Origin of the sequence: Desertibaculum subflavum (genome assembly GCA_003576705.1) — a bacterium.
Lineage (GTDB): Bacteria > Pseudomonadota > Alphaproteobacteria > Ferrovibrionales > Ferrovibrionaceae > Desertibaculum > Desertibaculum subflavum.
Window position 1 is genome coordinate 1 of record QOZS01000025.1, and the last position, 21,409, is coordinate 21,409.

Genomic DNA, 21,409 nt, shown 5'->3' on the forward strand with positions numbered 1-21,409 from the left:
GGGACGCCATGGCCGGGCTTGACCCGGCCATCCACGGCTCTCCGCCGCGCCGCCCCCACCGCGTGGATGGCCGGGTCAAGCCCGGCCATGACATGTTGGAGTGTTGGAGGGGGAAACGCGTTCGATGACAGTTGAGATCACCAGCCGGCCGGAGTCCGCGAGCAGCAGCCTGGTGGCGCCGGCCAGCCTGGTCGGCTGCGCCGTGCTGTGGGGCAGCATGGTGCCGTTCACCCACCAGCTGGTACAGGCCTACGACCCGGTCTTCGTCTCGCTGCTGCGCTATGTGTTCGGCGTCGGCGCCATCCTGATCATGGTGCTGGTGCTGGAGCGCGGCCGGCTGGTGCCGCCGGGCCTGCCGTGGTGGCGCATCGTCAAGCTCGGCACCTTCGGCATCGCCGGCTTCGCGGTCTGCTTCTCCTTCGGCTTCACCTTCGCCGATCCGGTGACGGCGGCGGTGCTGATGAGCGCGGGGCCGGTGATCTACGCGATCCTGGCCCGCATCCTCTACCGCGCGCCGCTGGAGCGGGGGCTCGGGCTTGCCATCGCGCTGGTGGTGGCCGGCGGCGTGGCCGTGGTGCTGGGCCGGCCGCAGGGCGCGGCGCTCAGCTTTCGCGGCGGCGAGCTGCTCTATCTCGTCTCGTCGACTCTGTGGGCCTGGTACTCGATGCGGGCGCAGGAATGGCTCGGGCCCTATCGGCTCGGCCAGCTCCGCCTCTCGGCGCTGACCGCCGGCGTCGGCGGCGTGGTGCTGGTCGGCGTGTTCCTGCTCGTGCAGGCGGCCGGCCTGACCTATGGCGCGACCACGATGACGGCGCCGGCCGACTGGGCCAAGGTCGCCTGGATCGGGGTGACCGGCGCCGCCTTCTCGGTCGTATTATGGAATATCGGGGTGAGCCGGATCGGCGCGCCGGTGGCGAGCCTGTACGGCAACCTGTCGGGCGTGTTCGGCGTGCTGTTCGCCGCCGCGCTCGGCGCCGACTGGACCTGGGTGCAGGTCATGGGCGGCCTGCTCGTGCTCGGCGGCGTGGTGCAGATGCAGGCCCGCAGACTCAAACGATAGGGGAGAGAGAACGATGCGGATCAAGGCCAACAGCATCGAGTTCAACTGTCTGGTCGAAGGGCCGGAAGGCGCGCCCTGGGTCACCTTCTGCAACTCGCTCGCCACCGACCACCGCATGTGGGATTTCCAGGCGGCGGCGCTGAAGGGCCGCTATCGCCTGCTGCGCTACGACCGCCGCGGCCATGGCCAGACGCCGGCACCGGGCCGCGACTGGATGATCCAGGATCTCGCCCGCGACGTGGTCGGGCTGTGGGACGCCCTCGGCATCGAGAGGAGCCATTTCGTCGGCCTCTCGATCGGCGGCATGACGGGGCAGGAGCTGGCCATCGACTACGGCGACCGGCTGTTGAGCTTCGTCTGCGCCGACAGCCGGAGCGACGCGCCACCCGGCAGCGACAAGATGTGGATGGAGCGCATCGCCAAGGCGCGGCAGGGCGGCATGGCCGGCCTGGTCGACGAGACGCTCGGGCGCTGGTTCACGCCCGCCTTCGTCAAGTGGAACCCGCCGGTGCTGGACACGATCCGCGACATGATCCGCCATACCTCGCTCGACGGCTACGAGGGCTGCGGCCGCGCCATCATGCGGCTCGACCTGCTCGGCAAGCTGCCGCGGATCAAGACGCGCACCTTGTTCATTTGCGGCGCCGACGACCAGGGCACGCCGCCCTCGGGCATGCGCGAGATGAACAAGCTGGTCGCCGGCTCGCGCTATATCGAGATCGCCCCCGGCGCCCACCTGCCGAACATCGAGCAGCCGGAAGCCTTCAACCGCGCCCTGATCGATTTCCTGGGCGAGGGCTAGAACAAGGTGTAGCCGCCGTCGATCACGAAGCTGTCGCCGGTGTGATAGGCGGATGCATCCGAGGCGAGATAGACCGCGATGCCGCCGAAATCGCCGCCTTCGCCCCAACGGCGGGCCGGCACGCGCGGCAGCACCTTGGTCATGAAGGCGTCGCCATGGATGCGCCGCTCGGTCATGTCGGTGACGATCCAGCCCGGCAGGATCGAGTTGGCGGTGATCTTGTAGCGGGCGAGCTCGACCGCCAGGCCCTTCATCATGGCGATGACGCCGCCCTTGGTGGCGGCATAATGCTCGCCGCGCGGCGCGCCCATGATCGCGGCGGTGGAGGCGGTGACGGCGAGGCGGCCGCCCTGGCCGCGCTCCACCATGTGCTTCGCCGCCGCGCGCAGCGTGTACATCGCGCCGTGCAGGTTGACGCCGATCACGCGATGCCAGTCGGCGGTGTCGAACTCGGTGAACGGCTTGCCGCTGGAGCCGGAGACGCCGGCATTGGCGAAGCAGGCATCGACCTTGCCGAGCGTCTTGACGGTCTCGGCGAAGCCGCGCGCCACCTCGGCCTCGTCGGCGACGTTGCACTGGAGCGTCAGCACCTTGCGCCCGGTGGCCTTCAATTGCGCCGTCGCTTCCTCGTTCTTCTTCGGGTTGTTGCCCCAGATACAGACATCCGCCCCGGCCTCGGCGCAGGCCTGGGCCATGCCGAGCCCGATGCCGCCATTGCCGCCGGTGACCAGCACGACCTTACCGGTCAGGTCGAAGGGTTTGTAGGCCATCTGGATACGTCTCCTCGTAAGCTTCGTTGTGCTTCTGGCGGCGGACTATAGGGGCCGCGCGCCGCCGCACAAACCACTTGCCGGGTCGCGGCGCGGGCCGCATGTTGCCTGCCGCCGGGAGAGAAAACGCCAGTCCGTCATGTCCGTTCTGACCAGCACGCTCGACAGCCGCAGCGCCGCCTTCCGCGCCAATTCCGAAGCCATGGGAGCGCTGGTCGCCGACCTGCGCGCCAAGGTGGCCAAGGCCGCGCTCGGCGGCGACCAGCGCTCGCGCGACCGCCATGTCGGCCGCGGCAAATTGCTGCCGCGCGACCGGGTCAACATGCTGCTCGATCCCGGCACGCCATTCCTGGAGCTGTCCCAGCTCGCCGCGCACGGGGTCTATGACGACGACATTCCCGGCGCCGGCGTGATCACCGGCATTGGCCGCGTGCAGGGCCGCGAATGCGTGATCGTCTGCAACGACGCCACCGTGAAGGGCGGCACCTACTATCCGCTGACGGTGAAGAAGCACCTGCGCGCGCAGGAAATCGCGGTCGAGAACCGGCTGCCCTGCATCTACCTGGTCGATTCCGGCGGCGCCAACCTGCCGAACCAGGACGAAGTGTTTCCGGACCGCACGCATTTCGGCCGCATCTTCTACAACCAGGCCAACATGTCGGCGGCCGGCATTCCGCAGGTTGCCGTCGTCATGGGTTCCTGCACGGCCGGCGGCGCCTATGTGCCGGCGATGTGCGACGAGGCGGTGATCGTGCGCCGCCAGGGCACCATCTTCCTCGGCGGACCGCCGCTGGTGCGTGCGGCCACCGGCGAGATCGTCTCGGCCGAGGATCTCGGCGGCGCCGACGTGCATTCGCGCACGTCAGGGGTTACGGATCACTACGCGATGAACGACCGCCATGCGCTTGGGCTGGCGCGGCGCATCGTCGCCAACCTGAACACGCGGAAGCAGGTCGGCCTCGACCTCGCCGAGCCGCGCGCGCCGCTCTACGACCCGGCCGAGATCCACGGCGTGGTGCCGCAGGACACCCGCACGCCCTACGACGTGCGCGAGGTGATCGCCCGCGTGGTCGATGGCAGCGAGTTCGACGAGTGGAAGAAGCTCTACGCGACGACCCTGATCACCGGCTTCGCCCGCATCCACGGCTATCCGGTCGGCATCCTCGCCAATAACGGCATCCTGTTCTCGGAATCGGCGCTGAAGGGCGCGCATTTCATCGAGCTGTGCTGCCAGCGCGGCATCCCGCTGGTCTTCCTGCAGAACATCACCGGCTTCATGGTCGGTCGCAAATACGAATCCGGTGGCATCGCCAAGGACGGCGCCAAGCTGGTGACGGCGGTCGCCTGTGCCAAGGTGCCGAAGCTGACGGTGATCATCGGCGGCTCGTTCGGCGCCGGCAATTACGGCATGTGCGGCCGCGCCTACAGCCCGCGCTTCCTGTGGATGTGGCCGAATGCGCGCATCTCGGTGATGGGCGGCGAGCAGGCGGCGAGCGTGCTCGCCACCGTGCGCCGCGAAGGCATGGAGGCGCGCGGCGAGACCTGGCCGGCCGAGGCGGAGGCCGCCTTCAAGGCGCCGATCCGCGAGCAGTACGAGCACCAGGGGCATCCGTACTATGCCTCGGCCCGCATCTGGGACGACGGCATCATCGATCCGGCGGATACCCGCCGCGTGCTGGGGCTGTCGCTCTCCGCCGCGCTCAACGCGCCGGTGGAGAAGACGACCTTCGGCGTGTTCCGCATGTGAGTTGAGGTAGCGATCGTGGCCGATCCGAAAGTTCTCTCCGAGGTGGATGTCGACGGCGTGGCGGCGGTGAAGCTGAACCGCCCGGACGTGCACAACGCCATGGACGACGAGGTCATCGACCAGCTGACCGATACGCTGAAGGGCCTCGCCCGGCGGAAGGACGTCCGCATCGTGACCTTGACGGGGGAGGGCGAGAGCTTCTCGGCCGGCGGCGACCTCGCCTGGATGCGCCGCGCCGCCGACTACACGCGCGAGCGCAACCTGGAAGACGCGATCGCGCTCGGCAACATGTTCAAGACCTTGAGCGAGATGCCGCAGCCGACCATCGCGCTGGTCAACGGTCAGGCCTATGCCGGCGGCCTCGGCCTGATCTCGGCCTGCGACATCGCCATCGGCGTTAGATCTGCCAAGTTCGCCGTGACGGAAGTGCGGCTCGGCCTGATCGCCGGCACCATCTCGCCGCATGTGGTGCGCGCCATCGGCGCCCGCAACGCGCGCCGCCTGTTCCTGACCGCCGAGCGGTTCGACGCCGAGGCGGCCCACCGCTTCGGCCTGCTGCACGAGGTGGTGGAGGACCAGGCCGCGCTGGAAAAGGCGCGCGACCGCATTATCGGCTGGCTCCGGCAGGGCAGCCCACAGGCGCAGCACGACAGCAAGCGGCTGATCGCCTATGTGACAGGGCGCGAGGTGAATGCCGAGTTGGTGCTGGGCACCGCGCAGTTCATCGCCGAATCCCGCGCCTCCGACGACGGCAAGGAAGGCACCACGGCCTTCCTGCAGAAGCGGAAGGCGGCCTGGATGCCGGGGGTGTAGCGACGTGTTCGACTCTGTCTTGATCGCGAACCGGGGCGAGATCGCCTGCCGCGTCATCAAGACGGCGCGGCGGCTGGGCCTGCGCACCGTCGCGGTCTATTCCGATGCCGATGCCAAGGCGCGGCATGTCGCCATGGCCGATGCGGCGCATCGGATCGGGCCGCCGGCTGCACGCGAAAGCTATCTGCGCAGCGACGTCATCATCGCCGCCGCCAAGGCCGCTGGCGCCAAGGCGATCCATCCGGGTTATGGCTTCCTCTCCGAGAACGCCGAATTCGCCGAGGCCTGCGCCAAGGCGGCCATCACCTTCATTGGCCCGCCGCCCGCGGCCATCCGTGCCATGGGCCTGAAGGGCGCGGCCAAGGCGCTGATGGAGAAGGCCAAGGTGCCCGTGGTGCCGGGCTATCACGGCGACGACCAGGGCCTCGCCACCCTGCAGAAGGAGGCGGCCCGCATCGGCTATCCGGTGCTGATCAAGGCGGTGGCCGGCGGCGGCGGCAAGGGCATGCGCCGGGTCGACAGCGAGGCGGAGTTCGAGCGCGCCCTGACCGGCGCCAAGCGCGAGGCGGCGTCGGCCTTCGGCGACGACAAGGTGCTGATCGAGAAGTACCTGGTGAAGCCGCGCCATATCGAGATCCAGGTCTTCGCCGACAGCCACGGCAACGCGGTGCACCTGTTCGAGCGCGACTGCTCGATCCAGCGCCGGCACCAGAAGGTGATCGAGGAGGCGCCGGCCCCCGGCATGCCGGAAGCGATGCGCAAGGCGATGGGCGAGGCCGCCGTCGCCGCCGCCAAGGCGATCGGCTATGTCGGCGCCGGCACCGTGGAGTTCATCGCCGATGTCAGCGACGGCCTGCGGCAGGATCGCTTCTATTTCATGGAGATGAACACCCGTCTTCAAGTCGAGCATCCGGTGACCGAGATGATCACCGGCCAGGACCTGGTGGAGTGGCAGATCCGGGTCGCCGCCGGCGAGAAGCTGCCGTTACAGCAGGACGAGATCCGCATCGACGGCCATGCCGTCGAGGTGCGGCTCTATGCCGAGAACCCCGCGCGCAACTTCCTGCCCTCGACCGGCACCCTGGTGCGCTTCCGCGCCCCGCCGGAGGGCCCGCATCTGCGCCTCGATACCGGCGTGCGCGAGGGCGATGAGGTGACACCCTATTACGACCCGATGATCGCCAAGCTGATCGTGCACGACCGCGACCGCCGGGCCGCCTTGCGCAGGATGCGCCAGGCCCTGCACGAGACCGAGATCGTCGGCCCGGCCAACAACGTCGCCTTCCTGGCCCAGGTAGTAGGGCATGCGGCCTTCGTCGACGGCGATCTCGATACCGGCTTCATCGACCGGCACAAGGCCGATCTGATTCCGAAAGCGGCGGAAGTCGCGCCGGACACCTTGGCGCTGGCGGCCGTGGCGCTGCTGCTGCAGCGGGCGGACCAGGCCGCGACGGCGCGGCGCGCTTCCGGCGACCCGCATTCGCCCTGGGGCCTTGCCGACGGCTGGCGCATGAACGGCGCCTATGAAGAGCGTCTGGAGCTGATGGCCGGCGAGACATTGCACACGATCGGCGTGCTTCCGGAAGGCGCCGGCTGGCGGCTCAACATTCGCGGCGCATCCCTCTTCGCCGCCGGCACGCTCGACGACGGCACCTTGGTCGCCATGCTGGACGGGCAGCAGCGCCGCGTCGGCGTGGTGCGGCAGGGCGACCGCATCATCGTGCTGGAGCGCGGCCACGGTACCGCGCTCGGCCTGCACGACCCGCTCGATGTCGGCGAGGTGGAGGAGGGCGTCGGCGGCGCCATCACCGCGCCGCTGCCGGGCAAGGTGATCCAGGTGCTGGTCGCGGCCGGCGAGAAGGTGGAGAAGGGGAAACCCCTGTTGGTTCTCGAAGCGATGAAGATGGAGCACACCATCGCCGCCGCCGGCGCCGGCACCGTGGATACGGTGCATGTCGCCGCCGGCGACCAGGTGGCGGAAGGCGCCGCCCTCATCGCGCTGAAGGAAGCGGAGGCTTGAGATGGCCATTCCCAAGCGAGTGAAGATCTGGGAGGCCGGCGCGCGCGACGGCCTGCAGAATGAGCCCGCCACGGTGCCGACCGAGGTCAAGGTCGAGCTGATCGAGCGGCTGGTCGATGCCGGCCTGCAGGCGATCGAGGCGACCAGCTTCGTCTCGCCGAAATGGATTCCGCAGATGGGCGACAATTCCGAGGTGATGGCGCGGCTCAAGCGCAAGCCGGGCGTGTCGTACCAGGCGCTGACGCCGAACCTGAAGGGCTTCGAGGCGGCGATGGCCGCCGGCACGCCGGAAGTCGCGGTCTTTGCCGCGGCGACCGAGAGCTTCTCCAAGCGCAACACCAATTGCACCATCGCCGAGAGCCTGGAGCGGTTCGAACCGCTGCTCGCCGCCGCCAAGCAGCAGGGTGTGCCGGTGCGAGGTTTCGTCTCCGTCGTCTGCGGCTGCCCGTTCGAGGGCGAGGTCGATCCGGAGAAGGTCGCGGACGTCACCGAGAGGCTGGTGAAGATGGGCTGCTACGATGTCGGCCTTGGCGACACCATCGGCACCGGCACGCCGATCAAGGTGCAGCGCATGGTCGAGGCCTGCGCGAGCCGCGTCGGCGTCGAGAAGCTCGGCGTGCATTTCCACGACACCTATGGCCAGGCGCTCGCCAACATCCTGGCGGCGCTTGAACTCGGCGTGGACAAGGTCGACAGCTCGGTCGGCGGCCTCGGCGGCTGCCCCTATGCGCCCGGCGCCACCGGCAACGTGGCGACCGAGGACGTGGTCTACATGCTGGACGGCATGGGCATCGAGACCGGCATCGACCTGAAGCAGCTCGTCCGCATCGCCTGGTGGATCTCCGACCACCTCGGCCGTCCGCCGGTCTCGCGCGTGGCAAAGGCGCTGAAGAACAAGATCTGAGGCGCGCTACGCTGCCGGGGGCCGAGCCGATGGAAGGGCGCGCACTGGTGATCCTGGCCCTTCGGCTGGCCGGCCTGTTCGTCGTCGTCACCGCAGCGACCACTCTGCTGACGAGCTTCCCGCACTTCCTGCTTGCCCAAAGGGACCCGGGGCCGAGGGCCGACGCTCTGGTCTACGGCACTGCTTACTTGGCGCCTGCCCTGATTCAGCTGGCCGTAGGTCTCGTCCTATTGAGATACCCGCTACAGGTGGCAGCTCGGGCGTTGCGTATTCCCATCAGCGATCCGTCATCGATCGATGCCTCGCAGTTCGAGCGAGTGGCCTACGTGGTTCTGGGCGTGTACTTCGTGGTGATGGGAACTGAAACACTCCTGTTCGTTCTGGCCAAGTTGAGGCTCCATGCCCTGCTGGCGGTTCCTCACCCGACGATACCGCTCGAAGTGACTTCGTTCGATTTCGCGTCGATCAGCGTGGGCGCGTTCAAGATCCTCGTCGGTGCACTGCTGGTTCTCGGCGGCGGAGTGCTGGCCAGATGGCGCAGTCGCCTGACCGCATGACCTGCATGCAGTGCCGTGAAAGCCCTCTCTGCCCCTCAGGGGCGGAGAGGGTTTGGGAGAGGTGGGGCGCGCCGCGCCTCGACGACATTTGCTGGTGCGCAACGTGGCTGCGTATGTGCACATCCGCAAGCCGCATCCTCCCCACCTCTCCCAACCCTCTCCCCCCTCTTCGAGGGCGGAGAGGGCTTGCGACCGCGATCGTTGCCGAGACCGCGACGTGATTTCCGCCCGCCACGTCAGCCCGCGGCAGATCGCGGCCGGCCTCGCGCTGATCGCCGGCATCCTGCTGTTCATCTTCCCGCCCTCGGGCCTCGAGCCGCGGGCGGCGAAGGCGGCGGCGCTGGCGGTGATCGCGGTCGGCTTCTGGGCGACGGCGGCGCTGCCGGAGCATGTCACCGCGGTCGGCTTCTTCACGCTCTGCATGCTGTTCGGCGTGGCGCCGGCGAACGTGGTGTTCGGCGGCTTCGAATCGACGGCTTTGTGGCTCGTCTTCGGCGGCCTCGTCATCGGCATGGCGATGCGCCATACCGGCCTCGGCGAGCGGGTGGCGGGCGGGCTGGTGCGCTACTGCGCCTCCGGTTACGGCGCCGCCATCGGCGGGCTGCTGGTCATCAGCCTCGTGCTCGGATTCCTGATGCCGTCCTCGCTCGGCCGCGTGACGCTCTTGATGCCGATCGCCGTGGCGCTGGCCGGCCGGCTCGACTTCGAGAGCGGCTCGAACGGCCGCATCGGCATGGTGCTGGCGGTCAATTTCGGCGTGCACGTGCCGACCTTCACCATCCTGCCGGCCAACATCCCGAACATGGTGCTGGTCGGCGCCATGGAGAAGCACTACGGCCTGACGCCGCTCTACGGCGAGTACCTGCTGCTGCACTTCCCGGTGCTCGGCCTGCTGAAGACCGCGATGATCTTCGGCCTGATCCTGTGGCTGTTCCCCGATCGCGTGAAAGCCGGCCCGCACGCCGAAGCCAGGACCGCGGGCAAGCTGACGGCCGACCAGCGCAACCTCGCCCTCGTGCTGACGCTGTCGCTCGCCTTCTGGGTCACCGATTTCCTGCACCACATCTCGCCGGCCTGGATCAGCCTCGCCGCCGGCCTGTTCTGCCTGATCCCGGCGACTCGGATGCTGCCGCCCAACGGCTTCAACGCCATCGGCTTCAGCGGGCTGTTCTTCGTCGCCGGCATCATGGGGCTCGGCGCCATGGTCGCCGATACCGGGCTCGGCGACGCATTGATCGGCGCGCTGCTGAAGGTGCTGCCGCTGGCGCCGGACCAGCCAGCCGGCAATTTCGCCGTGCTCGGCTTCGTCGCCACCATCCTCAACCCAATCACCACCTTGCCCGGCGTGCCGGCGGTGCTGACGCCGCTCGCCCAGCAGATGGCGGATGCCACCGGCCTGCCGCTGAAGACGGTGCTGATGACCCAGGTGCTCGGCTTCTCCACCATCCTGCTGCCCTATGTCTCGGCGCCGCTGGTGGTCGGCATGCAGCTCGGCGGCGAGCCGCTGCGCCACGCGACCCGGCTCTGCCTCTGGCTGACCGTGCCGAGCATTCTCATTCTCTGGCCGATCGATTATCTCTGGTGGCACCTGCTCGGTTGGATCTGATGGCGCTGCATCTCCTGAAAGTCTGTGTCGGCATCGACAACATCGATCACCTGGCGCGGGTGCAGAAGCAGCGCCGCGGCCGGCGAAAGGCGCATTGGCACCACACCCGCATGATGCCACAGCGGGCTGACGATATTCTCGATGGCGGCTCGATCTACTGGATCATCAAGGGCTTCGTCCGGTTGCGGCAACGCATCGTCGACATCGACCAGATGCATCTGGAGGAGGAGGGGCGCTATTGCCGCCTGTCGCTCGACCCCGTGCTGGTGCCTACCGAGCCGCAGGCGCGCCGGCCGCATCAGGGCTGGCGCTATCTGGAGCCGGCCGACGCCCCGGCCGATCTCAAGGCCGGCAGGCGCGGCAAGGGCCAGGCCCTGCCGGCCCAGCTGATCGCCGAGCTGAAGGAGTTGGGCCTGCTGTGAGGGAAGGGGACCGGCGCCGGTCACCTCGAATTTACGCCGCATCGGCACCATATTCCTCCCGTAGTGGTGCATTGGGAGGGGCGGTGCCCCAGAACCGGCCATGACACGGATCCGATCGCTCGCGCTGCCGCTGTTCGCCCTGTCGCTGCTTCTGAGCGCCTGCTCGGCCTATGAATGGTACCAGCCAGGCGTCGGGCCGGAACAGGTGAGAGTCGACCGCAGCGATTGCGCCCGCGCCGCCGACCGGGAGGCCTTCTTCGCCTTCGGGCCGCCGTTCTTCGCCAGCCCGGCCTGGTATGTCGGCCCCTATTGCGGCTGGAGCTGCGCCCATAGCCGCTACCAGAACGACCAGTTCTTCTACCGCTTCCAGCGCGACAGCGAGGTCCGCCGCCTGACCGATTTCTGCATGCGCTCGAAGGGCTACGTATTGCGCGAAGTCCCGCAAAGCACGCCGCCGTAGGCGCGCGCTCCCTGTCAATCGTTCACCTCGGCGATCACCACATGGCCGGTGGCGACCGGCCAGTTGCGCACGGTCAGACGCTCCTCGTTGACCACCGCGCGCACCGGGCGCAGCGGGCCAGGCGGCAGGCGAAGCGTCGCCGTGTTGACGCTCGGCACCCCCGGCGGCACGCCGGGCGGCACGATGCCGTCGAGCAGGAAGATGTCACGGCCATGGCCGAAATAGCCGCGCGGGCGGCTCAGGATCACCACGCTGCCGGCGCCCTGGTCGGCCTCGGTGATGCGGCCCGGCCGGAGGTGCACCACCGCCGAGGAGCGCGGGAAGGGCGAGCGGTAGATATGCGTGACCGGATAGCCGGGCACCGCGAGGACGAATTCGTAATAGGCATTGGGCGAGGCGTGGAATGGGCCCCAGCGGCCGTCCGGGCCGGTGGTGCGGCGATAGCGCGCCTGGCCCATGCGCTCGCCGGTCGCCGGCGACACTTCGAAGATCTCGAGCTCGGCCTTGCCGACCGGGCTGTTGGTCGGCACGCCGTCGGCAAAGCCGCTGACCACGCCGTCCAGCACCGGCCGGCGCATCGGCACGATCTCCAGGCGCGGTTCCTTGCCGGTCAGGAAACGGTACATCTCGCGGAAGGCCTGCGGATGGAAGGCGAGCTCGCGGTGGTCGAGCCTGGGCAGCACCACGTTGGTCGCGCCGGCCAGCGCCGGCCCGTCGAAACCGACATTGGTGGGGATGCCGGGCAGGCCGAGATAGCGCCCATCAGGCTGGGCGAACTTGTCGTTGGAATCGCTCCGCAAGGTGAGATAGCGGACGCCCGGCACGGTTTCGCTTGCGGACCCGTTCAGGCGCCGGAGCAGCGGCCCATTGGCGTTGTACTCGCTGCCGACCAGGGTTGTGGTGGAGGCGATCACGCCGTGATTGGGCGCCGCAGCCAGAATGGCATGGCTGACCTTGGCCGGCCCGACGCTCTGCAGATAGTTGCGGATCGCAAGCCCGCCGCGGGCGGCACCGACGAGGGCCAGCTTCGAGGCCCGGTTCACCTTCAGCACCTCGTCGATACGCGCCGTCAGCTCGGCCAGCTGGTCGGCGGCGGATGAGCGGAACGGCTGTGGCTTGCCGTCGTCGCTGCGGGCGGTCGGATTGCGGAAGTCGATGGTGTGCAGGCGGGCGCGCGGATAACCGTTCGACTCGAAGCGCCACAGCATCGTCATCCAAAGCGCCGCACAATCGCCATTGCCATGGACGAACAGAACCGGCGGCTGCTGCGCCCGCACTGCCTGAAAAGGCAGCAAAACAACGAATATTAAGATCGCCAGCGCAATCCGTGGCATTTTCAGTTGATTTCCCGCCAAGACCGTATCGATATCATAGCGCATCGACATTGGTGCCGGCTTGTGCCGATGCGGTAACTTTCCAGCAATGACGAGGCAGTACGCATCGTCCGGCAGATTCCATGCGGGCGCTCGATGAGTCGGGTCGATTGCCGGCGCCCACATGGCGGAGTTCGGGTTCGATCGGCGATCGGGGGTGGGTGCCGGTCCGGTTCGCCTTGGGGGGCGGCAGGGCTTCGCGTGGTTCCTCCTTCCGGTGCCGCATATGCAATTGCATCGCGGTTTCGTCCAGGAGGCAACCATGCAGCTTGAAGGAAAGACGGCTTTCGTTACCGGGTCGACCAGCGGGATCGGTCTCGGCATCGCCACGGCGCTGGCGAAGCAGGGCTGCGCTGTCGCGCTCAACGCCCGCAAGGCGACCAAGGAGACCGACGAGCTCGCCGCCAAGCTCTCGCGCGAGACCAACGCCAAGGTCATCTACGTGCCGGCCGATATGAGCGTGGCGGGCGAGATCCATGCCGCGGTCGCCGAATGCGAGAAGCAGTTCGGCAAGCTCGACATCGTGGTCAACAATGCCGGCATCCAGCACGTGGAGCCGATCCACACCTTCCCGAACGAGATGTGGGAGCTGGTGCTGTCGACCAACCTGACGGCGGCCTTCCACACCACCAAGGCCGCGCTGCCGGGCATGAAGGCGCGCAAGTGGGGCCGCATCATCAACATCGCCTCCGCCCACGGCCTGGTCGCCTCGCCGTTCAAGTCCGCCTATGTGGCGGCCAAGCACGGCATGGTCGGCCTCACCAAGTGCACCGCGCTGGAGATCGCCGAGGAAGGCATCACCTGCAACGCGATCTGCCCGGGCTATGTATGGACGCCGCTGGTCGAGAAGCAGATCCCCGACCAGATGAAGGCGCACAGCATGTCCAAGGAGGACGTGATCAAGAAGGTGATGCTGTACAACCAGCCCACCAAGAAGTTCGCGACCGTCGAGGAGATGGGCGGACTCGCCGTCTTCCTGTCGAGCGACCTCGCGGCCTCGATCACCGGCACGGCCATCCCGGTCGATGGCGGCTGGGTCGCGCACTGAGACGACGCCGGCACCGAAACAAGTCCAGCCCCAGACGAGGCGATCCATGGCGCGCAAACCCTCCGGCCCCGGCGGAGGCATTGCTGCCTCCGCCGGCAAGAGCGCCGGCAAAGATTCGGGCAGGAAGAGAATCAACCTCGCGCTGCAGGGCGGCGGGTCCCATGGCGCCTTTGCCTGGGGTGTGATCGATCGCCTGCTGGAGGACGACCGGATCGACGTGGAGGGCATCGTCGGCACCTCGGCCGGCGCGATGAATGCCACGGTGACGGCGTATGGCCTCGCCGTCGGCGGCCCGGAAGGCGCCCGCAAGGCGCTGGCCACGTTCTGGACCAAGATCTCGGAGGCGGCACGGATGAGCCCGCTGCAGCCGTCGATCTGGGACAAGATGCTGAAGCCCGGCAGTCTCGACAATTCGCCGGGCTACATCTTCCTGGACGCGGTCTCCCGCATGTTCTCGCCGTACCAGCTCAATCCGACCAATTTCAATCCGCTGAAGGACACGCTCGCCTCGGTTATCGACTTCGAAGCCCTGCACCGCGAGCGCAAGGTGAAGCTGTTCCTCTGCGCTTCCAATGTCCTGACCGGCAAGATCCGGGTGTTCGACAACGAGGATGTCTGCGTTGAGGCGGTGCTGGCCTCGGCCTGCCTGCCCTTCATGTTCCAGGCGGTCGAGGTCGACGGCGAGTACTTCTGGGATGGCGGCTATATGGGCAACCCGCCGCTCTATCCGCTCATCTATCACTGCGACAGCCGCGACGTTCTCATCATCCAGCTCAATCCGATCAAGATTCCCGAGCTGCCGCGGACGGCGCAGGCGATCCTCGACCGCATCAATACGCTGTCGTTCAATTCCAGCCTGATGCGCGAGATGCGCGCCATCCATTTCGTCACCAAGCTGGTGGACAGCGGCTTCACCGATGGCGGCCGGCTGAAGCGCATGCTGATCCACACCGTCGATGCCGAGGACGTGCTGTCCCGGCTCGGCGCTTCGTCCAAGCTCAATGCCGATTGGGAATTTCTCACCCGGCTGCGCGATCTCGGCCGCGAGCGCGCCGAGATCTTCCTGAACGACCACTTCGACAAGATCGGGCACGAGAGCTCGACCACGTTCGAAGAAAAATTCCTCTGAGACGGACCTAAGCAAAGGGGTCAATCATGAAGCGCGAAGAAATCCTGAAACTGCCCTCGATGCCGGCGGCCAGCCCGAGCTTCCCGATGGGGCCGTACCGCTTCGTCAACCGCGAATACATGATCATCATCTACGAGAGCGACGCCGAGGCGATCCGCGCCGCGGTGCCCGAGCCGCTGGTGCCGGATCCGTCCAACCAGGTGTTCTACGAGTGGATCAAGATGCCGGATTCCTCCGGCTTCGGCGACTACACGGAATCGGGCGTGGTCATCCCCTGCACCTTCAAGGGCGAGGCTTGCAACTTCGTCGCGCAGATGTATCTCGACTGCGATCCGCCGATCGCCGCGGGCCGCGAGATCTGGGGCTTCCCCAAGAAGTACGCGCAGCCGAAGATGGAAGTCGCGCACGACACGCTGACCGGCACCTTGCACTATTCCGGCCAGATGGTCGCCATGGGCACCATGGGCTACAAGTTCGAGAGCCTGGCGCGCGACCCGAAGAAGACCATGGCCTCGCTGCAGAAGATGCAGGTCAACCTGAAGCTGATTCCGGACGTGGACGGCAAGCCGGCGATCGCCCAGCTGGTCGCCTACAACCTGGTCGACATCACGGTGAAGGGCTCCTGGGTCGGCCCGGCCCGGCTGCACCTGATCCCGCATGTCAACGCGCCGGTGGCCGACCTGCCGATCCGGAAGATCGTCGGTGGCCGGCATTTCGTGGCCGACCTGACCTTGCCGTTCGGCCGCGTCGTGCACGATTACCTGAAGGGCTGACCGGCCGCCGGGAGCCGGGAGCCGCCGCAGCCCATATTTGTGCCCCGGCCCCTGGAAGCGGCGCCGGCCGGGGCGCATATACTAGGGATCATGGCGACCAAGCTCCCGGACCAAAGAGGCGCCGGCGACGTCCAGGCCTTCCTGCAGCGCATGGCGGCGACCCCCAAAGCCGTGCGCAGCGGGCGTGGCCGGCTTCTGTTCGCCATGGACGCAACCGCAAGCCGCCGGCCGACCTGGGACCGCGCCGCTCAGATCCAGACCGAGATGTTCACCGAGGCGGCGCTGCACGGCTCGCTCGAGATCCAGCTCTGCTTCTTCCGCGGCTTCGGCGAATGCCGTGCCTCGTCCTGGATAGCCGAGCCCGGCGTGCTGGCGCAGCGCATGGCCTCGGTGCAATGCGTCGCCGGCCATACCCAGATCGCCAAGGTGCTGAGCCACGCGATCGACGAAACCAAGGCGCAGAAGATCGACGCCATGGCCTATGTCGGCGATTGCTGCGAGGAGGATGTCGACCGGCTGGGTGCGCTGGCGGGCGAGCTCGGCCTGCTCGGCGTGCCGGTCTTCCTGTTCCAGGAAGGCCACGACCCCGCGGCACGCTTCGCCTACGGCCAGATCGCGAAGCTTACGCGCGGCGCCCATCTCGCCTTCGACGCGGCGAGCCCGCAGGCGCTGCGCGACCTGTTGAAGGCGGTGGCGGCCTTCGCCGCGGGGGGCCGGCCGGCACTGCAGGATTTCGCCCGCCGCGCCGGCGGCGACGTGCCGCTGCTCGCCCGCCAGATCGGCCCCGGTACATGAACGTCCTGATCGCGCTCGGCCTGCTGGCGGCGATCGGTCTGCTCGCCTGGCTTTTCCTGCGCGTGCCGCCCGCGATGCAGGCCAAGCTGCTCCGCCGCGCGCTCTATTTGCTGGTGGGGATCGGCGTGGTGGCACTGGTGATCCGCGGCCGTATCGATCTCGCCTTCCTGTTCGGCGTGCTGCTGCCGCTGATCAGCCGGTTCCGCGCCGTGCCGGGCTTCGGCCATGTCGGCGGCGGTACCGCCGGGCCGGGCACCGGCGGTACCGCCGGCGGCGCTTCCGAAGTGACGACGGCCTGGCTTCGCATGCGGCTCGACCATGGCTCCGGCGCGGTCGACGGCGAGGTGCTGCAAGGCATCCGGAGCGGCCGGCGGCTCTCCGCCCTGACCCTCGACGAGCTGCTGGCGCTGCGCCGCGAATGCGCCCACGACAGCCAGTCGGTCGGCCTGATCGACGCCTTCCTCGACCGCACCCACGGGCCGGATTGGCGCGCTGGCGAAGCGGGAGCGGCGTCCGCTGAAGCCCCGCTGGCGGCAGACGGCAAGATGACGGCCGAGCGGGCCTCGGCCATCCTCGGGGTGTCGCCGGATGCGAGCCCCGAGCAGATTCGCGAGGCCCACCACAAGCTGATGAAGAAGGTCCATCCGGACCAGGGCGGCAGCGACTATCTCGCCAGCGAGATCAATGCCGCCAAGGACTTTCTGCTGAAGGGCCGCTAGGCCCTTCGGCCGCTTGACAGGGTGGGGGGCGGCGGTCATTCTCCGCCGCCGTTCGCGCCCGGCCGCCGCGCCGCGACGCGGGCGCCCCAGTCGTGGAAGGGGCCGTAGCTCAGATGGGAGAGCGCCTCGTTCGCAATGAGGAGGTCAGGGGTTCGATTCCCCTCGGCTCCACCACGCCCTTCCACGCCTGACTGCCGGGACTTTTCCGGTACCGCTCAAAGCCACGTTATCGCGCGCATGGCCGCTGTCCGCCGGCCGGTGCCGCCCTATCTCCCGATCGACCGCATCGACAGGGGAGATCCGCGACGTGCCGTCCGCCATCACCGCATCGCCGGCCGAAGGCCCGTTCGCGCCGCAAGGCTCGGCGCTGGCCGCCATCGCCGAACTGCTGACCGTCTATTTCGACGGCCTGCATCACAGCGACACGAGCCGGTTGCGAGACGTGTTCCATCCGGACGCCCGCTATGTCTGCGCCACCGAGGGCGGCCCGCTCCATCTCGACATGGAGGCCTACTTCGCCATCGTCGACCAGCGCCCATCGCCGGCCAGCCGAGGCGAAGCACGATCGGACCGCATCCTCGGCGTGGAGCTGGCCGGCCCGGTCACCGCGCTGGCGCGCGTGCAGTGCTCGATCGGGCCGAAGCTGTTCACCGACTTTCTCAGCCTCATCCATGTCGACGGGCGCTGGCGGATCATCTGCAAGGTGTTCCACTTCGATCTTCGCGCCTGAGGCTTGCGCCGGCCGGTTTGTGTGGCGGCCAGGAAGGCGGTATCAGACCGGGATGAAAGCCGCCATTGCCGCCGCCCTGCTCGCCGCCGCCCTCTGGTCTCCGGCCGGCGCCTTCGATCTGCAAGGCCATCGCGGCGCGCGCGGGCTCGCGCCGGAGAATACGCTGCCGGCCTTCGCGGTCGCCCTGCGCCTCGGCGTGGCGACGCTCGAATTCGACACGCTGATCACCCGCGACGATCGCCTGGTGGTCGGCCACGATCCGGTGCTGCTGCCCAAGATCGTCCGCGATGCCGAGGGCCGCTTCCTCGCGGCGCCGGGGCCGGCCGTGCGCTCGCTCGGCTTCGACGAGCTGCGCCGCTTCGATGTCGGCCGCATCAACCCGGCCGATCGCTACGCGCAGCAATTTCCCGAACAGCAGCCGATCGACGGCACCCGCATGCCGGCGCTGGAGGAGGTCTTTGCGCTGGCGAACAGGAGCGGCAACCGCGCCGTCCGCTTCAACATCGAAACCAAGAGCGATCCTGGCAGGCCGGATCTCGCGCCGCCGCCGGAAGCTTTCACCGACCGCCTGGTCGCGGCGATCCGCGCCGCCGGCCTGGCTGATCGCACCACCATCCAGTCGTTCGACTGGCGCACGCTGAAGCGCGTCGGCGAGGTGGCGCCGGAGATCCCGCGCGTCTGCCTGACCGCCGAGCAGCGCTGGCTCGACAACGTGCAGATCGGCCGCCCGGGCGCGAGCGCCTGGACCGCCGGCCTGGATGTCGATGATTTCGGTGGCTCGGTGCCGAAGCTGGTGCAGGCGGCCGGCTGCGCAATCTGGTCGCCGGCCTTCCCCGATCTGACCGCCGCGCGCCTCGCCGAGGCGAAGTCGCTCGGACTCAAGGTCGTGGTTTGGACGGTCAACGATGCGGCCGAGATGGCGCGCCTGATCGATCTCGGCGTCGACGGCATCATCTCCGATTATCCGGACCGGCTGCGCAAGGTCGCCGGCGACAAGGGCCTGGCGCTGCCGGCGGCGACGCCCCTCCTGCAATAACCGTCAGGCTTCCGGTCGGGGCCGCGGACGCAGGATCGGGAACAGCGCGATGCCCGCGGCAAAGCCACCGAGATGGGCGAGCCAGGCGACGCTCTCGCCGTCGATGCCGATGTCGAAGAAGGCGAGCATCAACGTAATGCCGACCCAGACGGCGATCAGCGCCGCGTTGGTGCGGCGATCGCTGGCGCGCCGGTTGTAGTGGCGCATCAGCATCAAGGTGCCGCCGAACAAACCGCTGATCGCACCGGAGGCGCCCACCAGCGGGTACTGGCTGGTCGGATAGACGAGAAAATGGATCAGCGCCGCGATCAGGCCGGAAACGACGTAGTAGACCACGGTCCGCCAGCCGCCGAAGGCGCGTTCTACCGGCGTGCCGAAGGCGGCGAGCGTCGCCATGTTGATCAAGAGATGCGCCATGCCGCCGTGCAGGAACATGTAGGTGAGCGGCGAGAGCAGGGCGAGCAGCGGGACCGGCCCGCCATAGGAGAACAGGGCCGGGATGAAGCCGAGATTGATCAGCACCGTGTCATCGGCATGGCCCGGCAACAGGAAGCGCACGAAATGGACGGCAAGGTTGATGCCGATCAGCCAGGTCAGCACCGGCGGCAGGTTCAGCATCGGGCCGCCGGCATGCGGCAGGGTTGCGCGCCGGCGATCGCGCGGCCAGCCGCCGCGATAGTGGCTCTCGTTCATCCGCGCGGCCCGGGCAGGGCAGCAAAGCGGGGCGGCCGCTTCTCCAGGAACGCGCGGGCGCCTTCCTTCACGTCGCCGTGGCGGAACAGCTCGGCATAGGCCCGTGTCTCGACATCGCGCGCCGCATCGAAGCCGTCTTCCAGGCTGGCGTTCAGCACCGCCTTCAGCTCGCGCAGGGCGATCGGGCTGTAGCCCTTGAGCAGATCGCAGACCCGCCGAACCTCCGCGGACAGGCCCGTCTTCGGCACCACCTTGGTGACCAGGCCGAGCTCGTAGGCGCGCCCGGCGGAGAAGCGCTCGCCGAGCAGGCAGATCGCCCGCGCCGCCGCCGGGCCGATCAGGCGGCTCAGCAGCACCGTGCCGCCGGTCGCCGGAAACACGCCGAGACGGATTTCCGGATAGCCGAACTCAGCCGTGTCGGCGGCGATCCGGATGTCGCAGGCCACGGCGAGCAGCATGCCGCCGCCCAGCGCATAACCGTTGATCGCCGCCACCACCGGCTGCGGCAGCCGGCGCAGGTTGTCGTAGACGCGCATGCCGTCGGCGGTTCGGGCGATGGCGCGGTTCGCGTCCAGTCCCTCGAACTCCTTGATGTCGGCGCCGGCGACGAAGGCCCTGTCGCCCGCGCCGGTAATCACCACGACACGCACGGTCGGATCGTCGCGCAATCGCGCCGTCGCCTCGTGCAGGTCGGCGAAGACCTGCGAGCTCAGCGCATTCAGCACTTCGGGCCGGTCGACGGCGACAGTGGCGATACCGTCGCCAATGGAAACGTCGAGGGTTGCGTAGGTCACGCGGGACTTCAGGCGCGCGGCTTGAGCAGGAATTCGCGGCCGACCTTCACCGACGGCTTGCCGTCGTACTCGATGATGTCGGCGGTGGCATAGGTCTCGTGCCAGCGATCGGGCAGGTAGGAGCCGGTGCCGACCACGTCGATGGGCGCATTCACGCTCGCCATCACCTTGCACTTGGCCGGGCCGAAGCCCGAGGAGGCGACGATGCCGACCTTGGGAAAGCCGGCTGCGTCCAGCGTGTCGCGCATGTGATGCACGGCCGCCGCACTGACACCGGTGCCGACCAGCCAGGCGAGCTCGTCATGCGTCCGGTACTGCCGCACGGCATTCGGCGCATGGCGCTCCAGGATCGCATAGGACGCGGCGGGATCGAGGCCCTCGACATAGCGCCCGCCATGCGTGTCCAGCCGCACGGAGAGCTTGCCCTGGGCGGCGAGCTCTGGGAAACGGCGGCAGACGTCGAGCGCGTCCGTTGTCTCGCGCCCGTAATAGTCGACCAGCACCGTCATCGGCTGGCCCGGATAGGTCTCGGCGAACATCTCGGCCGCCCGCACCGTCGATCCGGCATAGCCGATCAGGGCATGCGGCATGGTGCCGAGCCCGCCCTGGTTGCCGAACCAATGCGCCGTCGCGTCGGTCGCATTGCCGATGAAGCCGGTGGCGCCGACATCACGTTTCGCCGCCGCGCCGCCGACCGAGGCGGCATAGGCCATCAGCTCAGCCATCTCGGTGCCGGCGCAGTGCCGCGCATCCATGGCGAGGAACCGGACCTTCGGCAGATCGCAGCACATCGAATAGGCGTTGTAGGCGGCGACGCAGGCCGCACCGAGCTTCTGCAGGTAGAGCGTCTCCAGATCGACCAGATCGACCATGGCGCCTGAGAGATAGACCAGCGGCTCGCCGGCGCCGACCCACTGGCCCTCCTTCTGCCGGAGTTCGACGCCGATCCTGGTGCGGCGTGCCGCCGCCACCTGATCCAGCCAGTCGACCATCGGTTTGGGCGCACAGATCACCGGCCGGCGCAGGAAAACCGCATAGGTGACGCGCTTGTCGCCGAACCGGCGCACGATCTCGCGCGTGCGCTTGAAATAGTGATCGGTATAGCCCGAGATCTGCCCTTCGACCTCGGCGGCGGTCTCGCTTGCCATGTCAGGTCGC

At 68.3% G+C, this 21,409-nt stretch carries 22 protein-coding genes and 1 tRNA gene; 18 read left to right on the top strand and 5 right to left on the bottom strand.

Annotated features, from left to right (window positions below; genetic code table 11):
* Positions 1-124 precede the first annotated feature (124 nt).
* Both DT074_RS14430 and pcaD read left to right on the top strand, forming a co-directional pair.
* Positions 125-1,060, top strand: coding sequence for a DMT family transporter (locus DT074_RS14430; protein WP_119420562.1), 936 nt, complete (start codon positions 125-127; stop codon positions 1,058-1,060).
* A gap of 13 nt (positions 1,061-1,073) precedes the next feature.
* Positions 1,074-1,862: a 3-oxoadipate enol-lactonase gene (pcaD, locus tag DT074_RS14435; protein WP_119420563.1), complete on the top strand. Its 789-nt coding sequence runs from the start codon at positions 1,074-1,076 to the stop codon at positions 1,860-1,862.
* Here pcaD and DT074_RS14440 read toward each other — a convergent pair.
* Entirely contained in the window at positions 1,859-2,632 is a 774-nt protein-coding gene (locus DT074_RS14440) for an SDR family NAD(P)-dependent oxidoreductase (protein WP_119420564.1), read from the bottom strand. The genes pcaD and DT074_RS14440 overlap by 4 nt on opposite strands.
* A 139-nt stretch (positions 2,633-2,771) precedes the next feature.
* Here DT074_RS14440 and DT074_RS14445 point away from each other — a divergent pair, with 139 nt between their 5' ends.
* The 8 genes from DT074_RS14445 to DT074_RS14480 all read left to right on the top strand — a co-directional run bounded on the left by DT074_RS14445 (position 2,772) and on the right by DT074_RS14480 (position 11,161).
* Complete coding sequence (locus DT074_RS14445; RefSeq protein WP_119420565.1) at positions 2,772-4,379, top strand: carboxyl transferase domain-containing protein; 1,608 nt, start codon at positions 2,772-2,774, stop codon at positions 4,377-4,379.
* Positions 4,380-4,394: 15 nt separating this feature from the next.
* Complete coding sequence (locus DT074_RS14450; protein WP_119420566.1) at positions 4,395-5,192, top strand: enoyl-CoA hydratase-related protein; 798 nt, start codon at positions 4,395-4,397, stop codon at positions 5,190-5,192.
* A gap of 4 nt (positions 5,193-5,196) precedes the next feature.
* Complete coding sequence (locus DT074_RS14455) at positions 5,197-7,212, top strand: acetyl/propionyl/methylcrotonyl-CoA carboxylase subunit alpha (protein WP_119420567.1); 2,016 nt, start codon at positions 5,197-5,199, stop codon at positions 7,210-7,212.
* Position 7,213: 1 nt separating this feature from the next.
* Positions 7,214-8,116 (top strand): hydroxymethylglutaryl-CoA lyase, encoded by a 903-nt coding sequence (locus DT074_RS14460; RefSeq protein WP_119420568.1) that lies wholly within the window; start codon positions 7,214-7,216, stop codon positions 8,114-8,116.
* Between the two features lie 29 nt (positions 8,117-8,145).
* On the top strand, positions 8,146-8,673 hold the full coding sequence (locus DT074_RS14465; RefSeq protein WP_119420569.1) for a hypothetical protein: 528 nt from the start codon (positions 8,146-8,148) through the stop codon (positions 8,671-8,673).
* 217 nt (positions 8,674-8,890) lie between these two features.
* Entirely contained in the window at positions 8,891-10,279 is a 1,389-nt protein-coding gene (locus DT074_RS14470; RefSeq protein WP_119420570.1) for an SLC13 family permease, read from the top strand.
* Entirely contained in the window at positions 10,279-10,701 is a 423-nt protein-coding gene (locus tag DT074_RS14475; protein ID WP_119420571.1) for a DUF1489 family protein, read from the top strand. The genes DT074_RS14470 and DT074_RS14475 overlap by 1 nt, the downstream gene beginning before the upstream one ends.
* 100 nt (positions 10,702-10,801) lie before the next feature.
* Entirely contained in the window at positions 10,802-11,161 is a 360-nt protein-coding gene (locus DT074_RS14480; protein WP_119420572.1) for a hypothetical protein, read from the top strand.
* 14 nt (positions 11,162-11,175) lie between these two features.
* Here the strand turns inward: DT074_RS14480 and DT074_RS14485 are convergent, their stop codons facing one another.
* Positions 11,176-12,546: an alpha/beta fold hydrolase gene (locus tag DT074_RS14485; RefSeq protein ID WP_438503681.1), complete on the bottom strand. Its 1,371-nt coding sequence runs from the start codon at positions 12,544-12,546 to the stop codon at positions 11,176-11,178.
* A 250-nt stretch (positions 12,547-12,796) separates the two neighbouring features.
* Between DT074_RS14485 and DT074_RS14490 the strand changes: the two genes are divergently transcribed.
* The 8 genes from DT074_RS14490 to DT074_RS14525 all read left to right on the top strand — a co-directional run bounded on the left by DT074_RS14490 (position 12,797) and on the right by DT074_RS14525 (position 18,764).
* Positions 12,797-13,582: a 3-hydroxybutyrate dehydrogenase gene (locus DT074_RS14490; RefSeq protein WP_119420629.1), complete on the top strand. Its 786-nt coding sequence runs from the start codon at positions 12,797-12,799 to the stop codon at positions 13,580-13,582.
* 46 nt (positions 13,583-13,628) lie between these two features.
* Positions 13,629-14,711, top strand: a complete 1,083-nt coding sequence (locus DT074_RS14495) for a patatin-like phospholipase family protein (RefSeq protein WP_119420574.1) — start codon at positions 13,629-13,631, stop codon at positions 14,709-14,711.
* Positions 14,712-14,737: 26 nt separating this feature from the next.
* Positions 14,738-15,484 (top strand): acetoacetate decarboxylase, encoded by a 747-nt coding sequence (locus DT074_RS14500; RefSeq protein ID WP_119420575.1) that lies wholly within the window; start codon positions 14,738-14,740, stop codon positions 15,482-15,484.
* 90 nt (positions 15,485-15,574) lie between these two features.
* Entirely contained in the window at positions 15,575-16,279 is a 705-nt protein-coding gene (locus tag DT074_RS14505; RefSeq protein ID WP_119420576.1) for a VWA domain-containing protein, read from the top strand.
* A complete protein-coding gene (locus DT074_RS14510) occupies positions 16,276-16,998 on the top strand; it encodes a DnaJ domain-containing protein (protein ID WP_119420577.1) in 723 nt (240 codons plus the stop codon). The genes DT074_RS14505 and DT074_RS14510 overlap by 4 nt, the downstream gene beginning before the upstream one ends.
* A 98-nt stretch (positions 16,999-17,096) precedes the next feature.
* A tRNA-Ala gene (locus DT074_RS14515) sits at positions 17,097-17,172 on the top strand.
* A 193-nt stretch (positions 17,173-17,365) separates the two neighbouring features.
* Positions 17,366-17,728 carry a nuclear transport factor 2 family protein gene (locus DT074_RS14520; RefSeq protein ID WP_119420630.1) on the top strand — a complete coding sequence of 121 codons (363 nt, stop codon included), beginning with the start codon at positions 17,366-17,368 and terminating at the stop codon, positions 17,726-17,728.
* Between the two features lie 52 nt (positions 17,729-17,780).
* Positions 17,781-18,764 (top strand): glycerophosphodiester phosphodiesterase, encoded by a 984-nt coding sequence (locus tag DT074_RS14525; protein ID WP_119420578.1) that lies wholly within the window; start codon positions 17,781-17,783, stop codon positions 18,762-18,764.
* Between the two features lie 3 nt (positions 18,765-18,767).
* Here DT074_RS14525 and DT074_RS14530 read toward each other — a convergent pair whose 3' ends face one another.
* The 3 genes from DT074_RS14530 to DT074_RS14540 are packed head-to-tail and all read right to left on the bottom strand — an operon-like array spanning position 18,768 to position 21,399.
* The gene (locus DT074_RS14530; RefSeq protein ID WP_119420579.1) at positions 18,768-19,457 is read right to left on the bottom strand and encodes a rhomboid family intramembrane serine protease; all 690 of its coding nucleotides are present in this window, start codon (positions 19,455-19,457) and stop codon (positions 18,768-18,770) included.
* A complete protein-coding gene (locus DT074_RS14535) occupies positions 19,454-20,251 on the bottom strand; it encodes an enoyl-CoA hydratase/isomerase family protein (RefSeq protein WP_162914907.1) in 798 nt (265 codons plus the stop codon). The genes DT074_RS14530 and DT074_RS14535 overlap by 4 nt, the downstream gene beginning before the upstream one ends.
* 8 nt (positions 20,252-20,259) lie before the next feature.
* Entirely contained in the window at positions 20,260-21,399 is a 1,140-nt protein-coding gene (locus tag DT074_RS14540) for a beta/alpha barrel domain-containing protein (RefSeq protein WP_119420581.1), read from the bottom strand.
* Positions 21,400-21,409 lie beyond the last annotated feature (10 nt).